The sequence below is a fragment of the Anaerophaga thermohalophila DSM 12881 genome (genome assembly GCF_000191885.1).
Lineage (GTDB): Bacteria > Bacteroidota > Bacteroidia > Bacteroidales > Marinilabiliaceae > Anaerophaga > Anaerophaga thermohalophila.
Map to the genome: position 1 here is coordinate 69,312 of NZ_AEWI01000022.1, position 26,030 is coordinate 95,341.

General features: G+C 41.6%; 19 protein-coding genes and 1 tRNA gene. 18 read left to right on the forward strand and 2 right to left on the reverse strand.

The genetic code is table 11. From position 1 onward, the window contains the following. The first annotated feature begins 60 nt into the window (after positions 1-60). From ATH1_RS0108130 to ATH1_RS0108185, 11 genes are all read left to right on the forward strand, one after another. Entirely contained in the window at positions 61-1,224 is a 1,164-nt protein-coding gene (locus ATH1_RS0108130; protein WP_010420025.1) for a chorismate transformation FkbO/Hyg5 family protein, read from the forward strand. Between the two features lie 685 nt (positions 1,225-1,909). After that, positions 1,910-5,146 carry a SusC/RagA family TonB-linked outer membrane protein gene (locus ATH1_RS0108135; protein ID WP_029164030.1) on the forward strand — a complete coding sequence of 1,079 codons (3,237 nt, stop codon included), beginning with the start codon at positions 1,910-1,912 and terminating at the stop codon, positions 5,144-5,146. Positions 5,147-5,250: 104 nt separating this feature from the next. After that, entirely contained in the window at positions 5,251-6,951 is a 1,701-nt protein-coding gene (locus ATH1_RS0108140) for a RagB/SusD family nutrient uptake outer membrane protein (RefSeq protein WP_026055363.1), read from the forward strand. Positions 6,952-7,168: 217 nt separating this feature from the next. Continuing rightward, complete coding sequence (locus ATH1_RS0108145) at positions 7,169-8,437, forward strand: glycan-binding surface protein (protein WP_010420032.1); 1,269 nt, start codon at positions 7,169-7,171, stop codon at positions 8,435-8,437. 25 nt (positions 8,438-8,462) lie between these two features. Then, on the forward strand, positions 8,463-10,607 hold the full coding sequence (locus ATH1_RS0108150; protein ID WP_010420033.1) for an IPT/TIG domain-containing protein: 2,145 nt from the start codon (positions 8,463-8,465) through the stop codon (positions 10,605-10,607). Positions 10,608-10,812: 205 nt separating this feature from the next. Further along, positions 10,813-12,180, forward strand: a complete 1,368-nt coding sequence (locus ATH1_RS0108155; RefSeq protein WP_010420035.1) for a glycosyl hydrolase — start codon at positions 10,813-10,815, stop codon at positions 12,178-12,180. Between the two features lie 504 nt (positions 12,181-12,684). After that, on the forward strand, positions 12,685-13,902 hold the full coding sequence (locus ATH1_RS0108165; protein WP_010420039.1) for a glycoside hydrolase family 27 protein: 1,218 nt from the start codon (positions 12,685-12,687) through the stop codon (positions 13,900-13,902). Positions 13,903-14,045: 143 nt separating this feature from the next. Continuing rightward, positions 14,046-14,378 carry a hypothetical protein gene (locus ATH1_RS0108170; protein ID WP_010420041.1) on the forward strand — a complete coding sequence of 111 codons (333 nt, stop codon included), beginning with the start codon at positions 14,046-14,048 and terminating at the stop codon, positions 14,376-14,378. A gap of 119 nt (positions 14,379-14,497) precedes the next feature. Then, positions 14,498-15,700, forward strand: a complete 1,203-nt coding sequence (locus ATH1_RS0108175) for a glycoside hydrolase family 130 protein (protein WP_139035304.1) — start codon at positions 14,498-14,500, stop codon at positions 15,698-15,700. Beyond that, positions 15,697-16,926 (forward strand): AGE family epimerase/isomerase, encoded by a 1,230-nt coding sequence (locus tag ATH1_RS19235; RefSeq protein WP_010420044.1) that lies wholly within the window; start codon positions 15,697-15,699, stop codon positions 16,924-16,926. The genes ATH1_RS0108175 and ATH1_RS19235 overlap by 4 nt, the downstream gene beginning before the upstream one ends. A 96-nt stretch (positions 16,927-17,022) precedes the next feature. Continuing rightward, positions 17,023-18,426: an MFS transporter gene (locus tag ATH1_RS0108185; RefSeq protein ID WP_010420046.1), complete on the forward strand. Its 1,404-nt coding sequence runs from the start codon at positions 17,023-17,025 to the stop codon at positions 18,424-18,426. Between the two features lie 81 nt (positions 18,427-18,507). Here the strand turns inward: ATH1_RS0108185 and ATH1_RS0108190 are convergent, their stop codons facing one another. Then, positions 18,508-18,843 carry a helix-turn-helix domain-containing protein gene (locus tag ATH1_RS0108190; protein WP_245531748.1) on the reverse strand — a complete coding sequence of 112 codons (336 nt, stop codon included), beginning with the start codon at positions 18,841-18,843 and terminating at the stop codon, positions 18,508-18,510. Between the two features lie 45 nt (positions 18,844-18,888). On the opposite strand from ATH1_RS0108190, the gene ATH1_RS0108195 reads away from it, so the two are divergent. The 7 genes from ATH1_RS0108195 (at position 18,889) to ATH1_RS20125 (ending at position 24,901) form a co-directional block, all read left to right on the forward strand. Then, positions 18,889-19,446: a DUF4982 domain-containing protein gene (locus tag ATH1_RS0108195; RefSeq protein ID WP_010420050.1), complete on the forward strand. Its 558-nt coding sequence runs from the start codon at positions 18,889-18,891 to the stop codon at positions 19,444-19,446. A gap of 148 nt (positions 19,447-19,594) precedes the next feature. Beyond that, positions 19,595-20,011: a DoxX family protein gene (locus tag ATH1_RS0108200; protein ID WP_010420052.1), complete on the forward strand. Its 417-nt coding sequence runs from the start codon at positions 19,595-19,597 to the stop codon at positions 20,009-20,011. Between the two features lie 608 nt (positions 20,012-20,619). After that, positions 20,620-20,694, forward strand: a tRNA-Val gene (locus ATH1_RS0108210). Between the two features lie 300 nt (positions 20,695-20,994). Then, positions 20,995-21,336 (forward strand): hypothetical protein, encoded by a 342-nt coding sequence (locus tag ATH1_RS0108215; protein WP_010420058.1) that lies wholly within the window; start codon positions 20,995-20,997, stop codon positions 21,334-21,336. A gap of 156 nt (positions 21,337-21,492) precedes the next feature. After that, positions 21,493-22,326 carry a peptidylprolyl isomerase gene (locus ATH1_RS0108220; protein WP_010420060.1) on the forward strand — a complete coding sequence of 278 codons (834 nt, stop codon included), beginning with the start codon at positions 21,493-21,495 and terminating at the stop codon, positions 22,324-22,326. A gap of 107 nt (positions 22,327-22,433) precedes the next feature. Then, positions 22,434-23,249, forward strand: coding sequence for a peptidylprolyl isomerase (locus ATH1_RS0108225; RefSeq protein WP_010420063.1), 816 nt, complete (start codon positions 22,434-22,436; stop codon positions 23,247-23,249). Positions 23,250-23,578: 329 nt separating this feature from the next. Then, entirely contained in the window at positions 23,579-24,901 is a 1,323-nt protein-coding gene (locus ATH1_RS20125) for a peptidylprolyl isomerase (protein WP_010420066.1), read from the forward strand. A gap of 28 nt (positions 24,902-24,929) precedes the next feature. Here the strand turns inward: ATH1_RS20125 and ATH1_RS0108235 are convergent, their stop codons facing one another. After that, positions 24,930-26,000: a class I fructose-bisphosphate aldolase gene (locus tag ATH1_RS0108235; protein ID WP_010420069.1), complete on the reverse strand. Its 1,071-nt coding sequence runs from the start codon at positions 25,998-26,000 to the stop codon at positions 24,930-24,932. Positions 26,001-26,030: the final 30 nt, after the last annotated feature.

Below are 26,030 nucleotides of genomic sequence, written 5' to 3' on the forward strand. Positions count from 1 at the left end.
AAGGAAAGGGGAAAATTTTTGTTATTTAGAAGTAAACTTATTAGAAAGAGATTTTTAAGAATGAATCGAACCTATCAAATAATTACCCCTGCAGAAGAGCAGGATATAGAAGGAGAATGGCAAAGCTGCCTCGCCCAGCTCAGGGAAATGGGCAGAAGCAATAAATTATTCAAACTGGTGGTTTTTATTGATGCCGAAGAGGAAGAAAAGTATCTGCGCTATCGGACTATCATTATCAATGACATTATTGAGCAATTTAAAGATGAAGTCCCGGCACATACAGTTTTGGCCCAAAAACCGGAAAATGGATTTCATGTCACCATAGAAGCGGGAACAATGTCCTCTGGTGAGGTTGAAATAACTTTTAAGGAAGTGAATGATTTGTTCTATACTGTTGTCAGAGATTCATTCCATAAAGAGATTTGGGCATGTGGTATGGGAAGTAAAAATTTTTCTTCAGGGGATGTCAAAGAGGATTCTTCCGGAGCTTTTACCGATATGCTTCAAGTTCTCGAGAATGAGGGCATGAACATGGACAACGTTGTCCGTCAATGGAATTATATCGGACACATACTTCATATAGAGCGCAGGGGAGGAAAAGCAATACAAAACTACCAGGTATTTAATGAGGTAAGAAGTCAGTATTATAAGAAGTACAGGAATGGGAAAGATTTTCCTGCTGCCACTGGTATTGGAACATCGGCTCAAGGAGTATCTATCGATTTTTATGCAGTTGAAGAATATAAAGAAGTTATAAATGTCCCTGTTGATAATGAGCATCAACAGAATCCTTACGCTTATGGACAGGATGTTCTTGTAGGAGTAGCCTTGTCAAATCGTAACAAAAAAGAACCTCCGCAGTTTGAACGGGCCCGTCTGCTTGCCTTCCCCGGTAATACAACATTGTTTGTCTCAGGTACGGCATCTATTGTCGGCGAGAAAACTGTAGGAGTTAATGATTTGAAGAGACAAATTGATACAACCGTTAGGCATATCAAAACCCTTACAGATTCAAACAATATAAAAAAGCATGTTCCCGATTTTGTAACTACTTCAGCTAACTATCTGTTGCTCCGCATCTATGTTAAGTATGAAAAAGACTTCGCACCGGTGCGCAATATGTGTGAACAGATATATCCGGGAACGCCCATGGTCTTTGTCAAAGCCGATGTTTGTCGTGATGATCTGCTGGTGGAAATTGAAGGAGAAGTAATGTTTGATTAAAAAAATTAGGCAATTGATATATTTTTGTCAGTACATGTTGTTATTGCATTATCATCTGTGGCATTTTGACCAAAATGGATAATTTAAATGTTAAAAAGCGTAAATATATTAAAATTACTTTTTCAATGTTTTCTACCTTATTTCACTTTATTTGCAACGTACTATGTCTGATATGAATTTGTCTACTCCTTTGTAAGTTCGGTAATAGAGGTAACAACACATATTTTGCTTTTGATAATTATTTTTTTCTGAAATATATTTTTATTTCATTAATAATATAAAAATTTAACTGGTGCTAAAGACACAGTCTATCCAGTATAGTTTGATTATTATCCAGCCTATAGTGCGGTTGTAATCTGTATTTTACATTGATTCACTATTTTTAATGATAAAATAGTATGTATCATTAAACCGAAATTTGTGTTTGGCTTCGTCTTGCTTTAATTTTTTTCTTTACAGATTGTATTTCTTATTTTCCTCATTTTGTTTTAAATGTTGCAATAACAGTTTGTAGGTCTATTCTCTTTTATATTCACGCTTTTTCTTTTCAGGAATACAATTTATTAAATTTTGATAGAAAGTGATAAAATAATATTAGCAATTAAGTATTTGTTAACATACATTTGTATTTATATAAAAGTGTATTTTTCACACCTAAACTCAGTTGAATTTTAATTTTTTACTTATGAGAAAAAATCTGCGGTTTTTTTTAGTGATGTTTTTTCTTGCCTTTCATTTTTTAACTTTTGGGCAGGAAAGAACCGTAACGGGTAACGTTACCGATGAAACCGGGGCGCCACTACCCGGTGTTTCCGTCCTTATTCAGGGGACTACATCCGGTACCATTACTGATATTGACGGAAATTACAGTATTACTCTTGAGGAAGGACAGGATGTGTTAAGATTTTCCTTCATCGGGTTTAAAAACCAGTCCATTGAGGTTGGAACCCGTTCGGTTGTTGATGTTCAGATGGTACCTGAAACAAGGGCCATAGATGAAGTTGTGGTTGTTGGTTACGGTACAATGAAAAAAAGCGATGTTTCCACAGCCAGTGTTTCTGTGAGTGGGGATGACCTTGAAGAAACCATGTCGGCCAATCTTGATCAGGCCCTTCAGGGACGCGCTGCCGGCGTAACGGCTATTACTACTTCCGGCCAGCCAGGTGCATCTGTTTCTATCCGGATACGGGGGCAAAGCACTTTGAGCTCAGGTGCGGCAGAACCTCTCTATGTAGTAGATGGAGTACCTATCCAAAATGTTATTCAGGGTGGTCATGACGTTGGAATTGGCGACCGGCTTGGGAATGGTCCGGTTAGTACTTTTGGCGGCGGATTGTCAAGCATCAACCCCTCTGATATTGAATCCATGGAAATTTTAAAGGATGCTTCCGCAACCGCCATTTACGGTTCAAGAGGTGCCAATGGTGTAGTACTCATCACAACAAGGAGAGGGAAAACCGGTGAACCGAGGTTTAACTACAATTTTGAGTACGGGATTCAGGAACAAGCCAAACGGATCGACGTATTGAATTTGCGTGAATATGCAGAATACAGTAACAATATTGCTGCCGAAACTGACGGAAGGGAATCCCGTGAGGAATTGTTGGACCCCGGCTTGTTAGGTGAGGGCACAGATTGGCAGGAAGCTGTTTTTCAATCCGCTCCTATGCAGAAACATCAAATTAGTGCCAGTGGCGGAACAGAAAAGAGCCGGTATTTTATTTCCGGTAGTTATTTTGACCAGGAAGGGATAGTGGTTGGTAGTGGATACGATCGTTTCACCGGGCGTGTTAATCTTGATGTTGAATTGAAGGATTGGTGGGATGTCGGAACAAATTTAACTTTCGCACAGTCGGAGGATGACCTGGGGCTGAACAACAGTGACGAAGGAATCATTAATGTCGCTTTAAAGACTTCGCCCGATGTTCCTGTCTATAACGTAGATGGATCGTGGTCTGGTGATGAAAGAGAAGGATCGCCAGGCAAAATTAATCCAATCGCTAAAGCGCTTGATGAAGAAATAAGACTTGAAAGGACCAATTTTATCGGTAATATTTATAGTGATATTACTTTCATCGAAGGCCTTGACTTACGTACCGAGGCTTCTCTTAATATTGGCAACACGGATGCATATACGTTTCTTCCAACCTATCAGTACGGAAATGTCAGTAATACACAAAACAGTTCGCGCTGGCAATATAACAAAAACAGATACTGGGAGTTGAAGAACTATTTAACTTATAGCAGATCGTTCGGCAATCACAATCCAACAGTTATGGTTGGACAGGAAGTATCTGAATCTTCATGGGAATACCTGAGTGGAACAAGTAATGCCCTGCCTAGTAATGAAGTCCACTCGCCAAGTCTCGGCGAGAATAACACCATGACTGTTGGTTCAGGTTTTGGAAGCGGTTCAATGGCATCCTTTTTTACCCGCGCCAATTACAATTACAACAGAAAATACTATTTAACTTATACCTTCCGGTATGACGGCTCTTCAAATTTTGGTCCTGAAAACAGATGGGCGCCATTTCATGCAACATCTGCTATGTGGAGAGTTTCGGATGAGCCATTCTGGGATGGTATCAGCCCTATTGTAAACAGCTTTAAGATACGTGCAGGCTGGGGGCAGACAGGAAACGCGGATATCGGCGGTTACCAGTGGGGAGCATCGATTACAAAAATGCCTACCGGACTTGGAATGGGGTATCGGCAGAGTAATATTGCAAACCCCTATATCCAGTGGGAAGAGCAGGAACAGTACAATCTCGGAATCGATTTTGGCCTGTTTAGAAACCGTATCGATGTTGTTATAGATCTTTATCACAAAACATCGACAGACATGTTGATGTCCATGCAGTTACCTTCCTATATGGGTACAAGGGGTAATGCTTCGTCACGCCTGAATCCTCCAATGGGAAACTTTGGAGAAATACGTAACAAAGGGGTTGAGATTACTTTTAACGCCGTTCCTGTTGCCCGGCCATTGTTCATGTGGGAGAGCAATATAACCTTTACAATGAATGATAACACATTGTTGGGCTTAACAGATTCTCCATCAGCCCATATTGAAGGATATGGACAATGGAGTGACGTTGTAACCCTTACCGAGATAGGGCAATCTCTTTATGGTTTTTATGGCTATAAGGTAGATGGTATTTTTACGAGTAAAGAAGACATTATTAACAGTCCACGTCAGGAAGCTTTTCCATCAGTTAACGAAGATACAGGCGAACTTATATGGGATCGCGCCACCACTACGTGGGTTGGCGATCTGAAATTTAAAGATATTTCAGGTCCCAATGGTAAACCTGACGGTGTCATTGATCAATACGACCGAACGTTTTTGGGGTCACCCTGGCCAACCTTTTCTTATGGCTGGAATAACACTTTCCGGTACAGGAATTTGGAGTTGACAGTTTTTATAAACGGAAATTATGGCAATAAGGTACTGAACTATATCGGAAGAAGTCTTACAAGTATGGACAATTTGTGGGACAACCAACTTTCAGAAGTTACCGAACGAACCATTCTTGGACCAATTGAGGATGTTGAAGGATGGTACAACGATATCGATAATGTTCAGATTGTTCAGATGGGGAAAGATAATATGCCAAGAGCCATCGCCGGAGATCCTAATGATAACACAAGAATTTCTGATCGGTACATTGAAGATGGTTCCTACCTGAGATTTAGAAACGTGTCGCTTTCTTATTCTGTCCCTAAAAGAATTATTAACCGATATGGTGTAGACAATCTGAAAGTCACTGCCGGGGTTCAGAACTTGTATACTATTACAAATTATTCCGGGTTTGATCCCGAAATTGGCGCCAGCCAGACAAGTGCGAACGTTTACGGACTTGACAACGGCCGTTACCCGGCACCTCGCATTTTTATGTTTGGATTGGACGTTGCGTTTTAGAAGATTTCTGAATAGGATCCCGATATTTTAAAAGTTACCCAAAAAACTACGGGTTATTGTTGATGAAGGTTCCTGTTGGATTAAAACAACAAAAATTGATTCGTATGAAGAATGTATTAAAATATAAAACAATTGGAGTCCTGGCAGTTTTACTTCTTACTGCTACATCCTGTGAAGATTTTTTGCACCGACCTACAGAGGACTCCTACACAATTGATAATTTTTATCAAACGGAAGAACAGTGCTTTCAGGCGGCCAACGTTCTGTATAACTCGCCATGGTATGATTTTCAAAGAGGTTTTCTATGGATCGGAGATCAGTTGGCCGGAAATATTTATACCGGAACTGAAACCATTTATCAGAATTTTAACCTGAACTCAACCAATGAGGATTTGGTGAATGCATCCAATTCTTTATGGCTGGTTAACGGACACTGCAATGCTGTTATAGAAAATATTGCTTCCAAATCTGGTTCCGGTGTCAGTCCGGAAGTAAAAAATACGGTTACTGGAGAAGCGATGACTTTTAAAGCGTTAGCTTACTTTTACCTGGCAAGAATATGGGGTGCAGTTCCGATAATTCACAGTAATACTGAAATAATTGGTGCCGGAACAGCGACAGACCTTCGAAGAAACAATCTTGAAGATGTATATGAGTACATTGAACGAACCCTTTTGAGGGCCATTGAGTTGTTGCCTGCCGATAACCGGGAAGGACGAATTAATAAGTATTCTGCAATGGGCCTGCTGGCTAAAGTCTATCTGACCAGATCCGGGCTCGGAATGAACGGAAGCAGGGACCAGCAGTATCTTGACCTTGCTAAACAATATGCTAAAACTGTAATTGATGAATATCCCGGGACGCTTGAGCCTGTATACAGTAACCTTTTCCGTATTAGTACCGGTAATTATAACTCTGAAAATCTGATTTCGTGGCGGTGGACTATTTCTAATACATGGACCTCTCAAAACTCCATTCAATCCGATGTAGCGCTTAACAATTTTACCGGTATTGCCGGTGATACATGGGGCTCATGGCGAGGTGTTACAATTGATTTGCAAAACCTGTTTGGAGAAGATGCTCTTAGTCCAACGCGCCAAAATGATGATACAAGACGAAAAGCAACCATGATGATGTGGAACGATCATTATGATTATTTCTGGCGGCATGTTGGTGGATTCACTGCAACGATGGATAATGACAATAATGTTGCAGGTGCTACTTTTGGTGTCCCGACAGGTGCGTTCATGGTAAAGCACATTGTAGGACATTATGAGGGCGATCATGCTGCTGAAAACGGCAACCTCGGACAACGTATGGCAACCGACCTGGCAACGCATATATTGCGATTAGCGGATGTTTATCTCATTTATGCTGAAGCTATTTTGGGGAATAACGAGTCGACTACTGATACTGAAGCGTTGAAATATTTTAATGCTGTGAGGCAAAGAGCTATACCAGATGCCGATCCTGTTACGAGTCTTACATTTGAAACAATATTCAATGAAAGGAGAAAAGAATTTGCAATAGAGGGCGACAACTGGTACGACTATGTCAGACTCTCATACTATAAGCCTGAATTAGCGCGCCAATGGATTAATCAACAGGAAAGGGGAAGTTACGAAGGAGATATTTATGGATATTACAAAGGTGAAGTCGATGCTTCAGAAATTGCCGTAAACTCATTTAAGGTCAATATTACACGCGATGACTTTACTTTGCCGTTCCCTGATATTGATTTGTCTATGAACCCCAATTTGAGTAAGGAGCCGGTACCGTTCGATTTTAGTACCATTCCTTATTAGAAAAACTCACAGGCTATTAGACCAAAGACATAGGTTATTCATGAATTGAGCATGTCGCAATATGAATATGTATAAAACCTTGTATGGGAGTTCCATTAGACCTTAAAAATCAATTTTTATTCTGATATAATTATTAGTGAATCAAATTAATGATTGGATACAGTGTGAAATTGAGTTATAAAATAAATAAAGACAACAACTTAGATAATATTGTGTTATGAATAATATAAAAGAGCCTTTAAAAAGAAGTACTGCATTTAAGCTTTTACTCCTTTTAATAGCCGTAATGTTGACCGGGACTGTTTTTCAGTCCTGCGAAGACAATTCGGACAACGGAACCGGTGATATGCCGGAGATTAAATATGTCCGGGTTACAGACCCGCTGGCCTCAGATTCCTTGTTGGTCAGTGCATATTTGGGAAGTACGATCGCCCTGGTTGGCGAAGACCTTGGTAATGTGGTAGAGATATGGTTTAATGACCAGAAAGCTGTACTCAATGTCAATTATATAACCAATGATGCCATTATTGTAACTATTCCGAATACCATTCCGGAAGAGGTTACGGATCAAATCAAACTCGTAACACGGGGAGGGTTGGAATATACATACGATTTCCAGGTTCAGGTGCCGGAGCCTCTTCTTACTTCTATGAAGTGTGAATATGTGCCTGCAGGCGGCGTGGCTATTATCCGTGGCAACTATTTTCTGGGTAGCGAAGAGAAGCCGTTGCAGGTATTTTTCCCGGGAAATATTGAGGCAGAAGTAGAAAGTTATACGCTTAAGGAGATTCGTGTTATTGTCCCCGAAGGAGTTGGTTCGGGTCCTGTTACCGTTAAATCGATGTATGGCTCAACGCGTTCTTCGTTTTACTTCCGCGACGATAGAAACGTCTTTCTTGATTTCGACACAATGTTTGGTGCCGGGTGGCGTTCGGGAAACACGCAAGGTAGTAATCCCGAAGGTGTTTCAGGTGATTATCTGGCACTTTCAGGCACTCTTACAGACTGGGGCTGGGTGGAAGACAATCTGGCCATGAACCTTTGGGGAACCTGGATTAATAATCCGCTTCAGAAGAACCCCTTATTTGAACTGGGGGATAATAGTCTTTCCGATATGGCATTAAAGTTTGAAGTTAACGTGGTTAATCCCTGGGCAGTGGGTTATCTGCAATGTATTTTTACACCACAGGATGTTCCTGACGTTAACGGAGGTAACAGCTATTACAGTGATGCCGGTCTTGGACGTGCTTTGTGGCGACCATGGTTCGAACAGCAGGATAATTTTCAGACTGAGGGATGGATAACCGTTTCTATCCCAATGACTGAATTTAGGTTTTCTCATGATGCTTCTGTCAATGACCTCTCATTGACATATCCAGATGATTTTGGCGGCTTTACCTTCTTTGTATGGGGCCCTGCATTAGAAGCTGACCTGGAACAAGATTTGTTCTTTGCCATTGATAATGTAAGAGTAGTGCCAAAATAGTTCATAATTTATTAATCTGATCGTTATGCAAACAAAATTCAATAAATATATACGGTATTCATTCAGTGCACTGATGCTTATTGTACTGGGTGCCGGTATGCTTTTCATATCATGTGAAGACGATGATGATGAAGGCAATGATAAAGTTGAACTCTTCAGCTATGGGCCAATGCCTATAGCCAGAGGAGCAGAACTAAGGTTCATCGGTGACAATCTTGATAAAGTAACGGCTATAATTATTCCTGACGGCATTGAAATTGATGCCTCGGAATTTACAACCCGCACAACCGAGTTAATAACACTTACCGTGCCACAAAATGCCGAAGAGGGATTGGTTGTATTGAAAACACCCCAGGGTGATATAACAACTAAAACACCTATAGGCTATTCAGAACCCATCTCTATTGATGAATTCACTCCGGCAACCATTCGGCCTGGCGAAGTTCTCACCATAAATGGAGATTACCTTAATCTGGTGAAAGAGGTGATCTTCACCGACCGTGTAGTGGCCGATACGTCATTTTTCGAATCACAGAGCCGTAAAGAGCTGAAAGTAACGGTTCCTGAAGCCGCTCAAACCGGTATTATTGGTGTTTCTAACGGGGAAGAGGAGCCGGTAATTGTTTATTCCGAAAGTGAGTTGAACATTACTTTGCCTGTATTTGATGAGATTTCGCCTAATCCGGTTAAGGCTGGCAGTGAACTCACTATTTCCGGTTCCGATCTTGATCTTGTTGTATCTTTGAAGCTTGGAGGAGATATCGAGATCGGCTCTGATGATTTTGTTAGCCAGAGTGCTGACCAAATAGTTATTTCTGTTCCTTTAAATACCCGGGATGGAAATATTGTGTTACTTCCTCTCTCCGGCGTTGAAGTAATTTCCGGAACAGAACTTCAAATGCTTCTTCCGACCATCAATTCGATTGTGCCGCTAACATTAAAAAACGGTGAAGATATAACGGTTACCGGTGAAAATCTTGATCTTATTTCTTCTGTCGTATTTGAAGGAGGTTTTGAAGGAGTCATTGCTGAAGGAGGGACACCTGCCGAAATTACTGTTACTACTCCCGATGGGGCTCTTTCAGGTGCAGTTGTTTTCAATACTCTTGCACAGAAATCAGTAACAGGCGATGAGCTTAACTTTCTTGCCCCTTCTCTGACATCGTTTAGTCCTTCAGAAATAAAACCAAATAATTTGCTAACCATTACCGGCGAAAATCTGGATTTGGTAGATAAGGTGATTTTTTCGGGCGGTGTTGAAGGAGAAATTACCAGTCAAACAGAAACCGAAATAATCGTTACTGTGAAAGTAGGTTCTGAAACAGGTGTCATTACTCTTGTCGCTATTAACGGCGTTGAGGTTGAATCTTCCGGACCGGTTACAATCCTTTCCAATCTTCCGGACGTGACCGGTTACGAGGAAAGCAAGGCAACACCTGGTCAGATTCTGACTATTCTGGGCTCGAATCTTGATTTAATAAAGGAACTTGTTTTTCCGGGCGAAATTAAGGCAACTGCCTATGGTGAGAAAACCGACACCCGCGTCGAGGTTTATGTGCCCGAAGATGTCCCCACAGGGAACGGCCAGATTCGCGTTATTACTTATGAAGGGGAAGAAGGTCTTTTACCCGAAATTTTCTTTGGAGGTGTCGATCCGGTTCTTTATCCCGATCTTGTATTTAATGATTTTGACGAGGAAGGACATAGTCTGGATTGGGACAATTGGGGTGGTATCAGTGCATTGATGGATGATGGTAATGGCGTATCTGGTAAATACCTGAAAGGCAATGCACAGCTTGGTGAATGGGACTGGAAATGGGTATGGGGATGTAATCATCATGATGCCTTTCCAAAGCCCGAAGTGGATGCTGATAATCATGTTGTCAAGATTGATGTAAAGATCGAAGGGGCTATTAGTGATGATTCAAATAATTTCCAGTTAAAACTTGCTGGCAAGGATTCCCAATGGTTTAAACTCGGCATCCAAAATGATGACGGAACCTGGGGTACCGGAGACGGTTGGGTTACTGTAACCTATAATCTTAATGATATAGGAATCACTGGTGATATCACCAACAGCGGTGATTGGGGACTCATTACTCAACCTCCCGCCGGTTTGGATTTCACCAGGATTAGTCTGGATAATTTCAGATTTGAGCCGGTTCCGTAAAGAATGATTCTTGTGTATTTCAAGAAGGTTTCTAAAAAGACTAATTTTTACTCTGTGGGACTCTGTGCCAACTCCGTGTATCTCTGTGAAACAATGAATTGCACAGAGTATCACAAAGTACGCACAGAGTATCACAAAGTACGCACAGAGTATCACAGAGTTTTTACACAGTCGCTATTCTTTAACTAACTCAAATAATGGAAGTATGATAAAAAGAATATGCATACTTTTTTGGGCATTTCCTCTTTTTGTGTATTGTTCGAATGATTCGGAAGAAAAGAAACCTCCACCTGTTGTAGAGTCAACATCGCCTGTCGACGGGGCCGTGGATGTAAATGTTTCGGCAGAAGTTTCTGTTACTTTTGACGAGGTTGTGGAATTGGTCGAGAATCACGGTATTTCTGTAAATAGTAAACAGGTTGCGGCAGATGCTTCCTTCAAAAAAATATTGATAGATGCAGCTCTCGAATATGGAACTCAATACGAGGTGACAGTTCCGGCAGGGGCCGTCGTCAACACTTTTGGGGTGCCTTCAGAGCATGATGTAACATTCTCTTTTACTACCAGGCCTCCTGTCGAAATCACCTCCGACCTCACTGTTTCAAACCCATCTTCCGAAGTCCAAAATGTGTACAACTTCCTGAAAGAGAATTATGGTTCAAAAATTATTTCAGGAGCTATTGCCAATGTGAGCTGGAACATCAATGAAGCCGAATGGGTATATCAGCATACCGGGAAATATCCGGCCATGAATACATTTGATTATATTCATCTGAATGCTGCGCCTGCCAATTGGATCGATTATTCCGATACGCAGGTTGTTGAAGACTGGTGGGCCAATAATGGTCTTGTTAGTGCCTGCTGGCACTGGAATGTCCCGGTTTCAGAGGGATCGACTGAATATACCTATAAGCCCTCCGAAACGACTTTCAGCGCTGCTAACGCGACTGTTGAAGGAACCTGGGAAAACGATATAGTAAATGCCGACCTCGAAGAGATAGCAGGGTATCTGAATTTATTGAAGAACAAGAATATCCCTGTAATCTGGCGTCCGTTGCATGAAGCAGCCGGTAATATCTATGAATACGACGGAGGCAAAGCCTGGTTTTGGTGGGGTGCCGATGGTGCTCAGGCCTTTAAAAATTTATGGGCATATATGTTTGAGTATTTTCAACAGCAGGGATTGAACAATCTCATCTGGGTTTGGACTACACAGACAAAAGATGATGAATTTTATCCCGGTGATGAGTATGTCGACATTATCGGCAGAGATATTTATAATAATAATGATGCTGCTGATATTGCGTCACAATTTGATGCAATACAAGACGCTTACCCGACAAAAATGGTCACTTTAAGTGAAATGGGAAGCATTGCAAACATTACCGAGCAGTGGAACAGTGGTGCATTGTGGTCCTGGTTTATGCCATGGTACGACTACGAACGTACCAATGATCCCGGAGATGCGGATTTCAGTGAAACCAACCATACGCATGCCGACATAACCTGGTGGGAAGACGCGTTTTCTCATGATGCTGTGATTACCAGAGATGAAATGCCCGATTTGAAATAATGAGTGCGGTATAAAAGGCATATTTTTTTGAAAATCAATGAGCCTGGTATAAAAATCATCTTTGTTGCCAAACTCGTTGTTGTTTTGAATTTTTACATCCTCATTAACAACAAGCTAATTCTGGTACAAAAATTTAAAACGCCTGGATTTTGACAAAAATATGCTTTTTATACTACACTCATCAATGAATTTGGCTTAAGGCAGGGCCCGATAATGTTAAAGGTATAAAATAGTATAGATTGAATTAATAGCCCCGAACCGGATATTCTTTTGTTTGGTTTGGGGTTTTTATTGCTAAATCATAATGATATATAGCATCTTAGAACGCAAAATGCTTTTCCTGATAATGCTTCTTTAATTTGTGACAAGTTGTTCTGCAACGATTACAAATGGGCGAATTATACAAACAACTGAAAGGATTGTACTTGTAACAAAGCTTTAAAATCCGGTATTTTGTTGAAAATTAATTCGCAATAAGATTGTATTACTACAAATATCCGCGATATGATTATTAAAAAGGGTTTACTTGTTTTTTTTGTTCTTCTTTTCGGGTTTCGCATTCAAGCCCAAAAATTTGAAGAATTGGCACTTACTCCGCCATTGGGTTGGAACAGCTGGAATAAATTTGCCTGCAATATTAATGAAGAAATAATTCGTGATATAGCGGATGCCATGGTGGAAAGTGGTATGAAAGACGCGGGTTATGAATATATCGTCATTGACGACTGCTGGCATGGCGGACGTGACAGTCTCGGTTTTATCTATCCCGATTTCACACGTTTTCCCAACGGGATGAAAGCGCTCGCCGATTACGTTCATTCTAAGGGACTGAAGCTGGGCATTTATTCTGATGCCGGTACTAAAACCTGTGGAGGGTACCCGGGCAGCCGTGGCTACGAGTATCAGGATGCGCTTCAATATGCAAAATGGGGAATCGACTATTTGAAATATGACTGGTGCAATACTGAAAATATAAATCCTGTCGGGGCTTATACCACAATGCGTGATGCGTTGTATAAAGCAGGCCGTCCTGTTTTGTTCAGCATGTGCGAATGGGGCAACAATGAACCCTGGAAGTGGGCCGCAGACATTGCCCACATGTGGCGCACCACTGGCGACATCTTTATTTGCTGGGACTGTAAACACCAACATGAAGGGGGCTGGTACTCCTGGGGTGTAATGAAAATTCTGGATATGCAGGAGGGATTGCGCAAATATGCCGGTCCCGGACATTGGAACGACCCTGATATGCTGGAAGTGGGTAACGGATTGACTGTTAACGAAGATCGTGCACATTTTTCGATGTGGGCTATGCTCGCAGCTCCCCTTATTGCCGGAAATGATCTGAGAAATATGTCCGAAGAAACCATTGAAATTCTTACCAATGAAGAAGTCATTGCTATTGACCAGGATTCTTTGGGCGTTCAGGGCTTTAAATACAGCAGTAAAGACAGCCTGGAAACCTGGTTTAAGCCATTGAAAAACGGAGAGTGGGCAGTTTGTTTTCTTAACAGGCGTGCAGAACCGGCAGTGGTAGAATTTGACTGGAAAAATGAGAATGTGATGGATGAGATTTTTGGTTACGTGACCAAATTTGATGAGGTTACATATTCAATACGCAATCTCTGGAACAGGAAGAATATTGGTAAAACCAAAAAGGCTTTTATTGCAACTGTACCTTCACATGATGTTGTTATGTTGCGACTGAAACCATTAAAATAGCCGAAAAGGCAGTTATTTCCCCAATATCTCAGACTGATTTTATACAGATGAATCGAGCATGGCAAAGTTTCCCACAACAGAACATGTATAAGTTCTTGCATGCGAGTTCCATCAGACCAATAACTTAGATTAATTTTATACCGATGAAAAAATTGGTTTTCTTATTCCTTTTAGGGAATGTTTTGTCCTCATGTGTGACCAAGCCTTCTGAAAATTTATCGCATAATCCTGCCGATAAGCTTTTTGAACAGCTTAGCGGGATAAAAATAAAGGGATACTTTTCGGACACCAGGACGACCTGGCTTCTGGTGTTAATTGCCTATGTAATGCTTTGGAGGAATGCCGATACAACCCATTTTTTCAGTACTTACCCAGGACATTCCCCGGCTGCTGATTTTAAGAAATTCGTCAGCCGTGAAAAAGTCTGGTTACTGGAAGACTGGAACCGATTTAAGAAGGAGAATAAGCTTGAATAATTTACGGGGTTACAAAAAGAGTCACGAACTCACAACTTCCCGGTTCACGATGCTGTTGACTAATTGTATAGATATCGGATAATCTCTGAATCTTATGTGATCTAAGATTAAATATGGCTATGAAGAATGAATTATTTAAAGAACGTCTTGAAAGAGTGTCGAGGGAGCATGAAAAATTGCTGACAAGGCCGAATGAACCGTTGTTTAGCACAAATGGAATTTACAATCGTTACAGATATCCCATCCTGACACGCGAATATGTTCCCCTTCACTGGCGGTTTGATATGAATCCCGAAACCAATCCGCATTTTATGGAGCGCATTGGTTTTAATGCAACTTTTAATGCCGGAGCCATTAAGTGGAACGGGAAATATGTACTGGCAGTCAGGGTTGAAGGCAACGACCGGAAATCGTTTTTTGCAATTGCCGAAAGCTCAAACGGCGTTGATAATTTTCGTTTTTGGGACAGGCCCGTTACTTTGCCACAGAACGAATTACCCGATACAAATGTCTATGATATGCGGCTTACCAGGCATGATGACGGGTATGTTTACGGGGTGTTTTGCGCCGAACGTAAAGACCCTGATGCCCCTGATGGGGATACAAGTAGTGCCGTTGCTGCTGCCGGAATTGCCAGAACCAAAGACCTGATAAACTGGGAGCGCCTTCCCGATCTTGTTTCAACAACAGGTCAACAGCGTAACGTGGTTTTATTTCCACACAAAATTGATGGTAAATATGCCTTTTATACGCGTCCACAGGACGGGTTTATTGATACCGGGAAAGGCGGTGGCATCGGATTTGGCCTGGCTGACGATATTGAACATGCAACAATAAAAGAGGAAGTAATTGTTGATGCCAAACGGTATCATACTGTTTATGAAGTAAAAAACGGACTCGGTCCGGCACCGCTTCGTACCGGGAAGGGATGGTTACATCTGGCGCATGGTGTCAGAAATACAGCTGCCGGATTGCGGTATACGCTTTATATGTTTATGACCGACCTTGAAAAACCATGGATTGTCACTCACAAACCTGCCGGTCATTTTATGGGGCCGCTTGGAGAAGAACGCGTGGGTGATGTTTCCAACGTACTTTTTTCAAACGGCTGGATTGCCGATGACGATGGTACCGTATATATTTATTATGCTTCCTCAGACACCCGCCTGCATGTCGCTACTTCAACGATCGATCAACTGATTGATTATTGTATCAATACGCCTCAGGATAAGTTTTACAGTGCTCGCTCGGTAGAGACAATTAACAGTTTGATAGACAAAAACAAAACTTTCGAAGAAACTCAAAAGAAAAAATTAGAATGAACGGAAAAGACGAATTGCTGAACGATCTTCACAAAGAATTGGAAGACATACTTCATTTTTGGCGTTTTCATACCATCGATCATGAGCATGGAGGTTTTGCCGGAGAAGTAGATGCAGAAGGGAAAATGGTACCAGGGGCAGACAAAGGTGTTGTTTTGAATGCCAGAATTTTATGGACTTTTTCCGCAGCTTACAATTTTTTCAAAGATGAACAATACCTGAAGCTGGCTCACCGGGCTTTTGATTATTTGGTTAACCATTTTTGGGACAACCAATATGACGGTCTTTTTTGGGCCGTTGATTTCAAGGGTGATGTGATAAATCCAAGGAAACAAATATACGGGCAGGGATTTGGGATTTATGCCTTTTCCGAGTATTTTAAAGCATCGGGGAAACGCGAAAGTCTTGAACTTTCAGTAAAACTGTTTGACTTGATAGAAACACACAGCTTTGACCCTGTAAATGGAGGCTATCTGGAAGCATTGTCGCGGGAATGGAAGCAAATGGAAGATGTGCGATTGAGTCCCAGAGATGCCAATTCACCCAAGAGCATGAATACTCACCTTCATATTTTGGAGCCCTATTCCAATCTGTTTCGTATATGGCCTACAGATGAACTTCGGAATAAAATAAAAGGCCTGGTAAGAGTCTTTCTTGATAATATTTTGAATCAGGAATCCTGGCATTTTCATTTGTTTTTCGACATGGATTGGACGGTGCAATCTGACATTGTTTCCTTTGGGCACGATATCGAAGGGGCATGGCTCATTAATGAAGCGGTCAGATTGATCGGAGATGATCACCTCGAAAAAGAAACACGTCGTAAAACATTGCAAATGGTGAATGTAGTAATTAAAGACGGGTGGGCTCCCGACAATTCTCTCTATTATGAAAAAGATATTAAAAAAGAAGTGTTGCACAAAGACCGTCATTGGTGGGTGCAGGCTGAGGCTCTTGTGGGGTTAATGGATGCTTATGAGCATACCGGTGAACCGGTGTATTGCGAAATGTTCGGAAAAATCTGGAATTACATTAAAAATCATGTAATAGACCATGAAAAAGGCGAATGGTTCGGGATTGTTTACGATAACGGGCAGCCTGATCGCAACGGCCTGAAAGCCGGTTTTTGGAAATGTCCGTATCACAATACCAGGGCACTGATTGAAAGCATTCAACGTTTGCAATATGTTGCCGCACAAAACCATGTGACCTCAAAACTATCCTGAGGAATCTGCCGCTATCTACTTGTTGATGGCATTGAGGCACTAAGAATTTTCAAACCTGCGTCAGTTAATTGTTAATGAGGATTTAAATCTATTTTCATGAGTAATACTGCCATAAAATTAAAGGAAAAAATTGCTTATGGTTTCGGGGATGCCGCGTCATCGATGTATTGGAAGATTTTCACCGCTTACCTGGCTATTTTTTACACCGATGTATTTGGTATCCCGGCAGCCGCTGTAGGTACCATGTTTTTGGTCACACGCATTTGGGATACTGCAAATGACCCCATCATGGGAATTATAGGAGACCGCACTAACACCAGGTGGGGCAAGTTCCGTCCTTATCTGCTTTGGGTCGCGGTACCTTTTGCTATTATAGGGGTCCTTTTGTTTACTACACCCAACCTCAGCGTGAACGGGAAGATCGTTTATGCTTATGTCACCTACACGCTTATGATGATGGCCTATACTGCTATCAATGTGCCTTATGCCAGCTTGCTGGGTGTAATGACAGCCGATCCTAACGAGCGAACCAGCTTTGCTTCTTATCGTATGGTTTTTGCTTTTGCAGGTAGTTTGCTGGTGTTCGCCATTTTTCAGCCTACTGCCGATTTTTTTGAAAATGTTATCAATTTTAGCAAAGAGACTGCCTACCAGCTTACAATGACAATCATCGGGATAATTGCAGTCGGCTTTTTTCTGATGACTTTTTCATGGACACGCGAACGTATTCACCCCCCGAAAAATCAGCAAAGCAGCCTGAAAGAGGATTTTAAGAACCTTCTCGGCAATGTTCCGTGGTTTGTTATTCTGGGAGCAGGAGTCATGACATTAATTTTTAATTCTGTTCGTGATAGTGTGGCATTGTACTATTTTAAATACTACGTTATTGACGAAACCGCATTGGCCATTTCTTCTGCAACTTTTACATACAGCACCCTTTATTTATTCCTCGGGCAGGCTACCAATATGATTGGTGTTATGATGGCCAAGCCTGTTTCTGCCAGAATCGGGAAAAGACGGACTTTCATTTATGCCATGTTCATGGCGGCTGTTTTGAGTGGCATATTCTATTTCTGTAACCGCGAAAATTACTTTTTTATATACCTGCTTCAGGCATTGATTAGCTTTTGCGCGGGGATTATTTTCCCGTTGATGTGGTCGATGTATGCCGATGCTGCCGATTATTCTCAGTATAAAACAGGCCGCCGGGCAACAGGGTTGGTGTTTTCGGCTTCCAGTATGTCGCAAAAGCTCGGATGGACACTGGGCGGTTCCATCACCATGTGGCTTCTTGCCTTGTTTGGGTTTCAGGCTAATGTGGAACAAACACCGGATACCATCGAAGGGATCAAATACATGATGAGTTTCATCCCGGGTATTGCAGCCTTGATCTCCGGTGCTGTTATGATATTTTACAAGTTGAGTGATAGTAAAATGAATGAAATTATTGCCGAACTCGAAAGAAGAAGGGCAGCAGAAGAAAGTAATATAAAGGAATAAAGCCGGGAAGAGGTCATTAAGTATATCTTGTTCAGAGGGTTTTATTGATGGGTACGATATAAAAGCATATTTTTGTCAAACTCATTTATACCCCTTCGGCGACACACCGAACTTGGCCTTAAAACTTTTGGAGAAACTTGATAAACTGGTATAACCGACGGCATACATTATTTCGGTAATGTTTCCATCTTTGTTTTTGAGCATGTTGGCAGCCTTTTGCATGCGGTAGTTGTTGATGATATCGCGAGTGGATTGCCCGGTTATGGCTTTGAGTTTCCGGTAAAGGTGGGTACTGCTCATTCCCAGGGTCTCACTGATCATATCTACTGAGAAGTCGGGATTTTCAACATTTCTTTCAACAAGCGACATTACTTTTTTCAGGAAGAGGCACAGGCCCTCAATTATCAGGAAGCGCACAACAGCAATCTGCAGGGGCCGGCCTGCGGTGATGCCAACTGGCTCATGTTTGACTACAACCGGGGGTATGCTTCTGATATAGAGGCCTCGGGAATTATGGATATTTTCAGACTTCCGAAGTTTGCCTGTTATTTCTATAAAAGCCAGGCCGATATTAAGCCTGAAGTAAATGAAGAATTCTACAGCCCTTTTATTGAAATAGCCAACTTTTATAATGATCCCTCTTTTACTGATGTTAAAGTTTACAGCAACTGCGATGAGGTTGAATTGCTGGTTAACGGGAAATCTCTTGGCAGACAAAAGCCGGACAGCGATCGCATCAGTACACATCTGAAACATCCGCCGTTTACTTTTAAACTTCTGTCTTTTGAACCTGGCGAAATTACGGCCAAAGGCTATGTAAACAATGAGGTAGTTACATCTGCTGCGCGTAAAACGCCCGGGGAGGCAGACAAATTGAAAGTTTGGGTCGATGAAAGCGGGAAGCCCTTACAAAAGGGTGTCAACGATGTGGTATTCCTTTATGCGGCCATAACAGATCTCTTTCCCCTCCTTTTTGCCATTTTATGCAGATACAGACACTTCCCTTCATTTCAGCATTGATGCCATTGAATCTATTCAGGTTTCGTTACTGAACAGATCGTACAGAGAAGTGAACTTTCGATTGGATAAAGTATGGATTGAATAGTTTTTGAACAAATTCTCTTTTTTCAGGTTTTTAGAAAAACATTTCTAACAAAACAAGAATATTATGAGAACATTATTCAAAAACGAAAAAGACCTTGCGGCATTGATATTACGTCTTGGTTTTGGATTTTTTATTGTATTTGGTCATGGACTGGGCAAGTTACAAATGCTCCTGTCCGGAAACGTTCAATTCCCGGCTCTTTTCGGGATCAGCCCGGCAATTAACCTGACACTGGCAATGCTGGCCGAATTTATTGCCGGAATCATGATACTGATTGGACTGAGAACCAGATTGGCATCTATTCCTTTAATGATTACCATGGCAGTTGCAGTCTTAACCGTTCATTTGGCGGATCCGTTATTTGCAGCAAGCGGTGGAGCAAGTAAAGAGTTCGCCTTATTGTATTTTTTGGGTTTTGCCGGACTATTCTTTTTAGGATCGGGTAAGTACTCTGTTGATGCTTACTTCGGTCGCGGATGATATTATAAAAAGGATCATAATGCTCGCCCGTTAAATTTCAGGAATTTCTTTGCGCAACGGCATTTTTTTCGGATAATATTGATTCAGAATATTATTGCCCAAGTTCTTGCAGGCATGCGGCATAGCCGGACGGCCGCTTGCTTGAAAGAACTTGGTTTTTTTTAATGATTTATGAGTGCGGCATAAGAAGCATATTTTTGTCAAAATCAAGGCGTTTTAAATTTTTGTACACGAGTTATCGCCTTGTTAATGAGAATCCAAAAATTTAAAACCACAATGAGTTTGGCAACATAGATGCTTTTTAGACCGGGCTCATTTATCTGATACCTGAAATTTTACAGGTCGATATCATTTAAAACCGGTTGTTAAAGTTTATTAACAGCCCTTTTGTCCGGCCTTAAAGTTATTTTCCTGATAAAAAAGTACAAATATTTATCATTTTCTGTAAAAATATTTCCACTTAAAACTTGCGTCTGTTAAAAAATGTCTATATTTGCAACCAGAAAGTTCAGCCTTTCCCTTAAATCAGAAAATCCAAAAAAGAAGGTTCGGTTCCCATCGGGCCTTTTTTTGTTTTAAAATTTTATATTTTTGCAGAACCAAATCAGGGGTTGTTAGCTCAGTTGGTTTAGAGCATTACCTTGACAGGGTAGGGGTCACTGGTTCGAATCCAGTACAACCCACAAGGCCGGCAGAATTGATCTGACCGGCTTTTTTTCTGCGTGGTTCATCAGTATTCGTCTAAGTTATTGGTCTGATGGAACTCGCATGCAAGAACTTATACATGTTCTGTTGTGGGAAACTTTGCCATGCTCGTTTCCTTTACTTTTATTAATTTTGAATCCACTTCTAAAAGTCTTTTTTTGCTTCGATCTTTACAAAGATAGCTTTTTTAGGAGAAGACTCATTTTTGAAGTTTTACAACTGAAACGATCACGAATTTTGTGAGGCTTATTTCGCAAAATTCACAAAAGGGCCTGAAAATGACATACAATGAAGATAACTGGGACCTGCTGGTGCTTGAAGTAAGTAAGCGTTTTAAAGTGACCGCCGATTTTGATTTCATGCTGTTCCTGATTGGGGTTCAGGAACTGGGAGAAGGTATGCGCTCTTATTCAAGACAAGAAAAGATGGATTTGATTAATCTTGGGAAATGTACACTTCTCTGCGGCAGCGGGTATCTTGAACCTGATGGCACCGATGATGAAGGCTGGCCTAAATTCAGGGAAATAAAATCCTTAAAATCCCTGACGCCTTCATTCCTGAATTATACTTTGAAAAAATCGGCGTTTGAATACCTGAAAGAAAAACTGAGTGCAGTATAAAAAGCATATTTTTGTCAAAATCAAGGCGTTTTAAATTTTTGTACCGGAGTTAACTTGTTGTTAATGAGGATGCAAAAATTTAAAACAACAACGAGTTTGGCAACAAAGATGCTTTTTAGACCGGGCTCAAAACTTAATCTGTAAAATTATATAATCATGACTTCACTCTTAAATCACAGCAAGGCAGTTGTTTCGATATTAATTATCGCTTTAGGATTCGTTTTTGTAACATGTGAAGAGCCTGAAAAGAAAGTGCTCATCAAAACGCCTTACGGGAATATGAAAGTCAGGCTTTATGAAGATACACCTAAACATAGGGCTAACTTTTTGAAACTTGTAGAAGAGGGGTATTATGACCAACTTCTTTTCCATCGCGTCATTGATGGTTTCATGATTCAGGGAGGCGATCCGGAATCAAAAGAAGCAACGGAAAGAACACGGCTGGGAAGTGGCGGCCCTGGTTATACATTGCCGGCAGAAATCAATTACCCCAAACATTTTCATAAAAAGGGTGCTCTGGCCGCTGCACGGCAGGGTGATCAGGTCAATCCCGAACGCGAATCTTCCGGGTCACAGTTTTATATTGTTCAGGGCATGACATATACATCAGAGGAACTCGACAATATTGAAGAGGAACACTCGAGGCGCCGTATTCAGTCAAAGATGTTTGATATGCTCAATCCTTATCAGGACTCGCTGATGGCTATGCGCCAACGAGGTGACAGAGAAGGATTTGAATCCCTCATAGATGAGATTGAACAAAAGGCAAGAGAAGAACTCGGCGACTCCGCCAGCTTCTCTTTCCCTGAAAATATTCGTGTAGCATATTCTACCATAGGAGGAACTCCTCAACTTGACGGGGCTTATACTGTTTTTGGGGAAGTGGAGGAAGGACTTAACGTAATCGACTCTATAGCTGCAGTGGCTACCGACCAAAATGACCGGCCTCTTAAAGATATAAAAATGACCATGGCGATCATTGAGGAATAGTTTTTGTGAACTTTTCCTGTAACCCGATGAAGAGGGTCTGCTTTTGACGGCCTGACCTGTAACACCGGCAACGAATAAACCGATGATCTTTTGACTTTTTTAAAACCATGCGAAAATTATCAATACTACTGACGGCGACAGTTGTTTTTCTTACGATAGGAACGCTTTCTGCTCAGGAATACACACATTATGTCCTCATCAATACCAACATGGGGAACATGAAAGTGAAACTTTACAACGATACCCCCAATCACAGGAATGAATTTTTGAAACTGGTCAACAAAGGGCATTTCGACGGAACCCTGTTTTACAGAGTAATCAAAAACTTTGTTATTCAGGGTGGTTCCTCAGATTCGCGAAATGCGCCACCAGGCAAACACATCGGCTATGGTACCGGGGCAGTAAACATTGATGCCGAATTCCGTGACAACCATTTTCATAAAAAAGGAGCGATTTGTGCGCCCCGTCAACCCGAAGATGCGAACCATTTCAAGATGTCCGATATATCCCAGTTTTATATCGTAGAGGGAAAAGTATGGACCAATGAGCAACTCGATATTCTCGAAAAGAACACCAATATTCCCATCAAAAACGATTTGAAGAGAAAGTATTATCTTCCGCGTAAAGAAGAACTGGCAAAACTCAAAAAAGAAGACCCGAGAGCCTTTAATAAGCTTTTGCGTGAGATAAAAGAGAAGATCAATTTCGAATATTCCTTGTCAGATTATCTCGAGTTTTCCGAAGAGCAACGAAAGGCTTATACGACCATTGGCGGATTGCCCGACCTGGACGGAGAATATACGGTTTTCGGCGAAGTTGTTGAGGGGTTTGATGTTATTGACAAGATTGCAGCGTTAAAGACCGATAAGAACGACCGTCCGTTTACCGATGTGGTTATTGAGATAAAAGAAATTTCGCAATGACAATGGTTACCTGAAAAGGCCTGAACACGAAGACGCACTGACGCTGAGTTACTATTTCCGGGTGTTATAGTGAATTTTTCCCTTTGAAGTGCAAGGTTGAGTGCAGTATAAAAAGCATATTTTTGTCAAAATCAAAGCGTTTTAAACTTTTGTACAGGAGTTAACTTATTGTTAATGAGGATGCAAAAATTTAAAACAACAACGAGTTTGGCAGCAAAGATGCTTTTTAGACTGAGCTCAAGGTTTTTTAAGTAAACCTTAAATTAAGTCTGTTGTTCCTGGAAGTGACTTTTAAGAGTGGAGTCAGGGATCTAAAGTTCTATATTATTATGCAGTTTAAATACCTCAACTTTGTATTGAAGAATCCGATCATATTGATCCTTCTGATCTCTTTTTTGTCGGGTTGCAAGTCCCCTCAGAAAAGGAGTGAACAAACACAACAACCCAAAGGCTCTTATCAGGCCAATATAAAGGGTATGGTTGAGATTCACACTTTCGATCATTATAACCGGGTAGAGAAAAAAGGGTTTGGGTTTTTTATTGATCGCGACCTGGTGGTAACCAATCTGGAGTGGATTAAAGGAGCATATAAGGCAAAAATAGCACCTCCCGGAACAAAAGACTACAAGGACGTGAGGGGATACACTGCTTACGATCATAATCTTGACCTGGTTATTCTGAAAGTTAAAAGGAATAATCCCAACTATATTAAACTGACAGAGAATCAGCAAGAAACCGATTCTCTTTATACGCTGAGAAGGCCCTCACGAAAACTCTATGTTCGGAAAGGTGTTGCGGGTGCTTTTCACGACATGGATTCAATCAGTTTCCTGGAGGCACCGGCTATTCTAAGGGCTGGTAAACCTGCATTCAGATTGAATCACGAATTACTTGGAATAGTGCAGGAAAGGGAGGTGAACGATTCTCTGCGAAAGGTGGTTCTAAGTCAGGAACACATCGCCGCATTGCTGAAGAAACAAACCGACCGGCCGGTGTCTGTCTGGGATTTGCGCACTAAAACCGATAAGGTTTATATTTCTCATGAAAAGGTCGCCGGCTTCAGGATAAAAACCACAATGGGAAATATCGTCATCAGCCTTTATGATGAGACCCCCAGGTTTCGGGACAATTTTATTAAACTGGTGAGCGATCATTTCTATGACAGTCTTTTGGTGCACCGGGTTCTTAAAGATTTTTTGATACAAACCGGGGCTGCCGATTCCAAATATGCCGGTAAAGACGATATAGTAGGCTGGCAGGGACCCGGATATAATCTGCCTACAAAAATAGTTCCTTCGCGGTTTCACAAAAGAGGCGCCGTGGCTGCTTCAAAACTACCACCGGACAGAAATCCCGGAAACCGTTCGGACGGATCGCAGTTTTACATTATCTCGGGGCGTGTTTTTACTCATGAGGAGCTTGATGAGATAGAAGAAGAAAAGGGATTCCGGTTTACACCTTCTCAACGCGAAATTTATACAACGGTTGGCGGGGCCCCTTATCTTGATGGCGATTATACGGTTTTTGGAGAAGTGACCGATGGTATGGATGTGGTAGACAGGATTGCTGCCGTTGAGACTTATGGCGAAAACAGGCCGGTAAATGATATCCGTATTAAGACGATAGATATCATACAAAAGATCGATCGATAATTCAATCGATCTTTTGTATGTAGCTATATCACGCTATCGAAATTTCATTATTCAGATACACATCCTGTATCAGATTCAATAATTCAACACCTTCTTTCATTGGCCTTTGAAATGCTTTCCTGCCCGAAATCAAACCTGAGCCGCCTGCCCGTTTGTTAATGACAGCCGTGCGTACGGCTTCACCAAAATCACTGGCTCCGGAAGATGCTCCGCCCGAATTGATCAGTCCGATCTTTCCCATGTAGCAGTTAGCCACCTGGTAACGGCATAAATCGATGGGATGATCAGAGGTCAGTTTCTTATACATGTCGGGATGCGTTTTGCCAAATTTTAACTCTGTGAAACCGCCATTACAGGTTGGTAATTTTTGCTTAATAAGATCGGCTTTTATCGTTACCCCCAAATGGTTGGCCTGACCCGTGAGGTCTGCAGCAGTGTGGTAATCGTCTTTTGCAGTTTTGAAGCTGCTGTTTCGTGTATAACACCATAATACCGTTGCCATACCAAGCTCATGGGCCTGCTCAAATGCTTCGGCTACTTCTACCAGCTGCCGGTTCGATTCTTCCGAACCAAAATAGATGGTGGCACCAACAGCAGCAGCCCCCAGATTCCATGCTTCCGAAACGCTTCCAAACATGATCTGGTCATATTTATTGGGGTAGGTCATCAACTCGTTGTGATTGATTTTTACAAGAAACGGGATTTTATGGGCATACTTGCGCGCATGCAGAGCAAGTCCGCCAAATGTTGTTGCAACAGCATTGCATCCCCCTTCAATGGCGAGTTTTATGATGTTCTCCGGATCGAAATAATCGGGATTGGGGGCGAATGATGCGCCTCCTGTGTGCTCAATGCCTTGATCGACAGGTAAGATAGAAAGATAACCTGTTCCTCCCAGTCGCCCATGGTCGTATATGCGCGAGAGGTTAATGAGTGTCCGCGGGTTGCGGTCACTTTGCCCGAACACTTTATCCAATGTATCCGGACCCGGCTGCGTTAGTCGCTCTTTGGAAATTTTTGGTTGGTCAAAAGTGAGCAATGAGTCATCATTCCCGAGATATTCGATGATCTTTTGTGTGTTATTTTTTATTGTGTCCATAACTGTATTGGTTTTTTGGTTATACATATT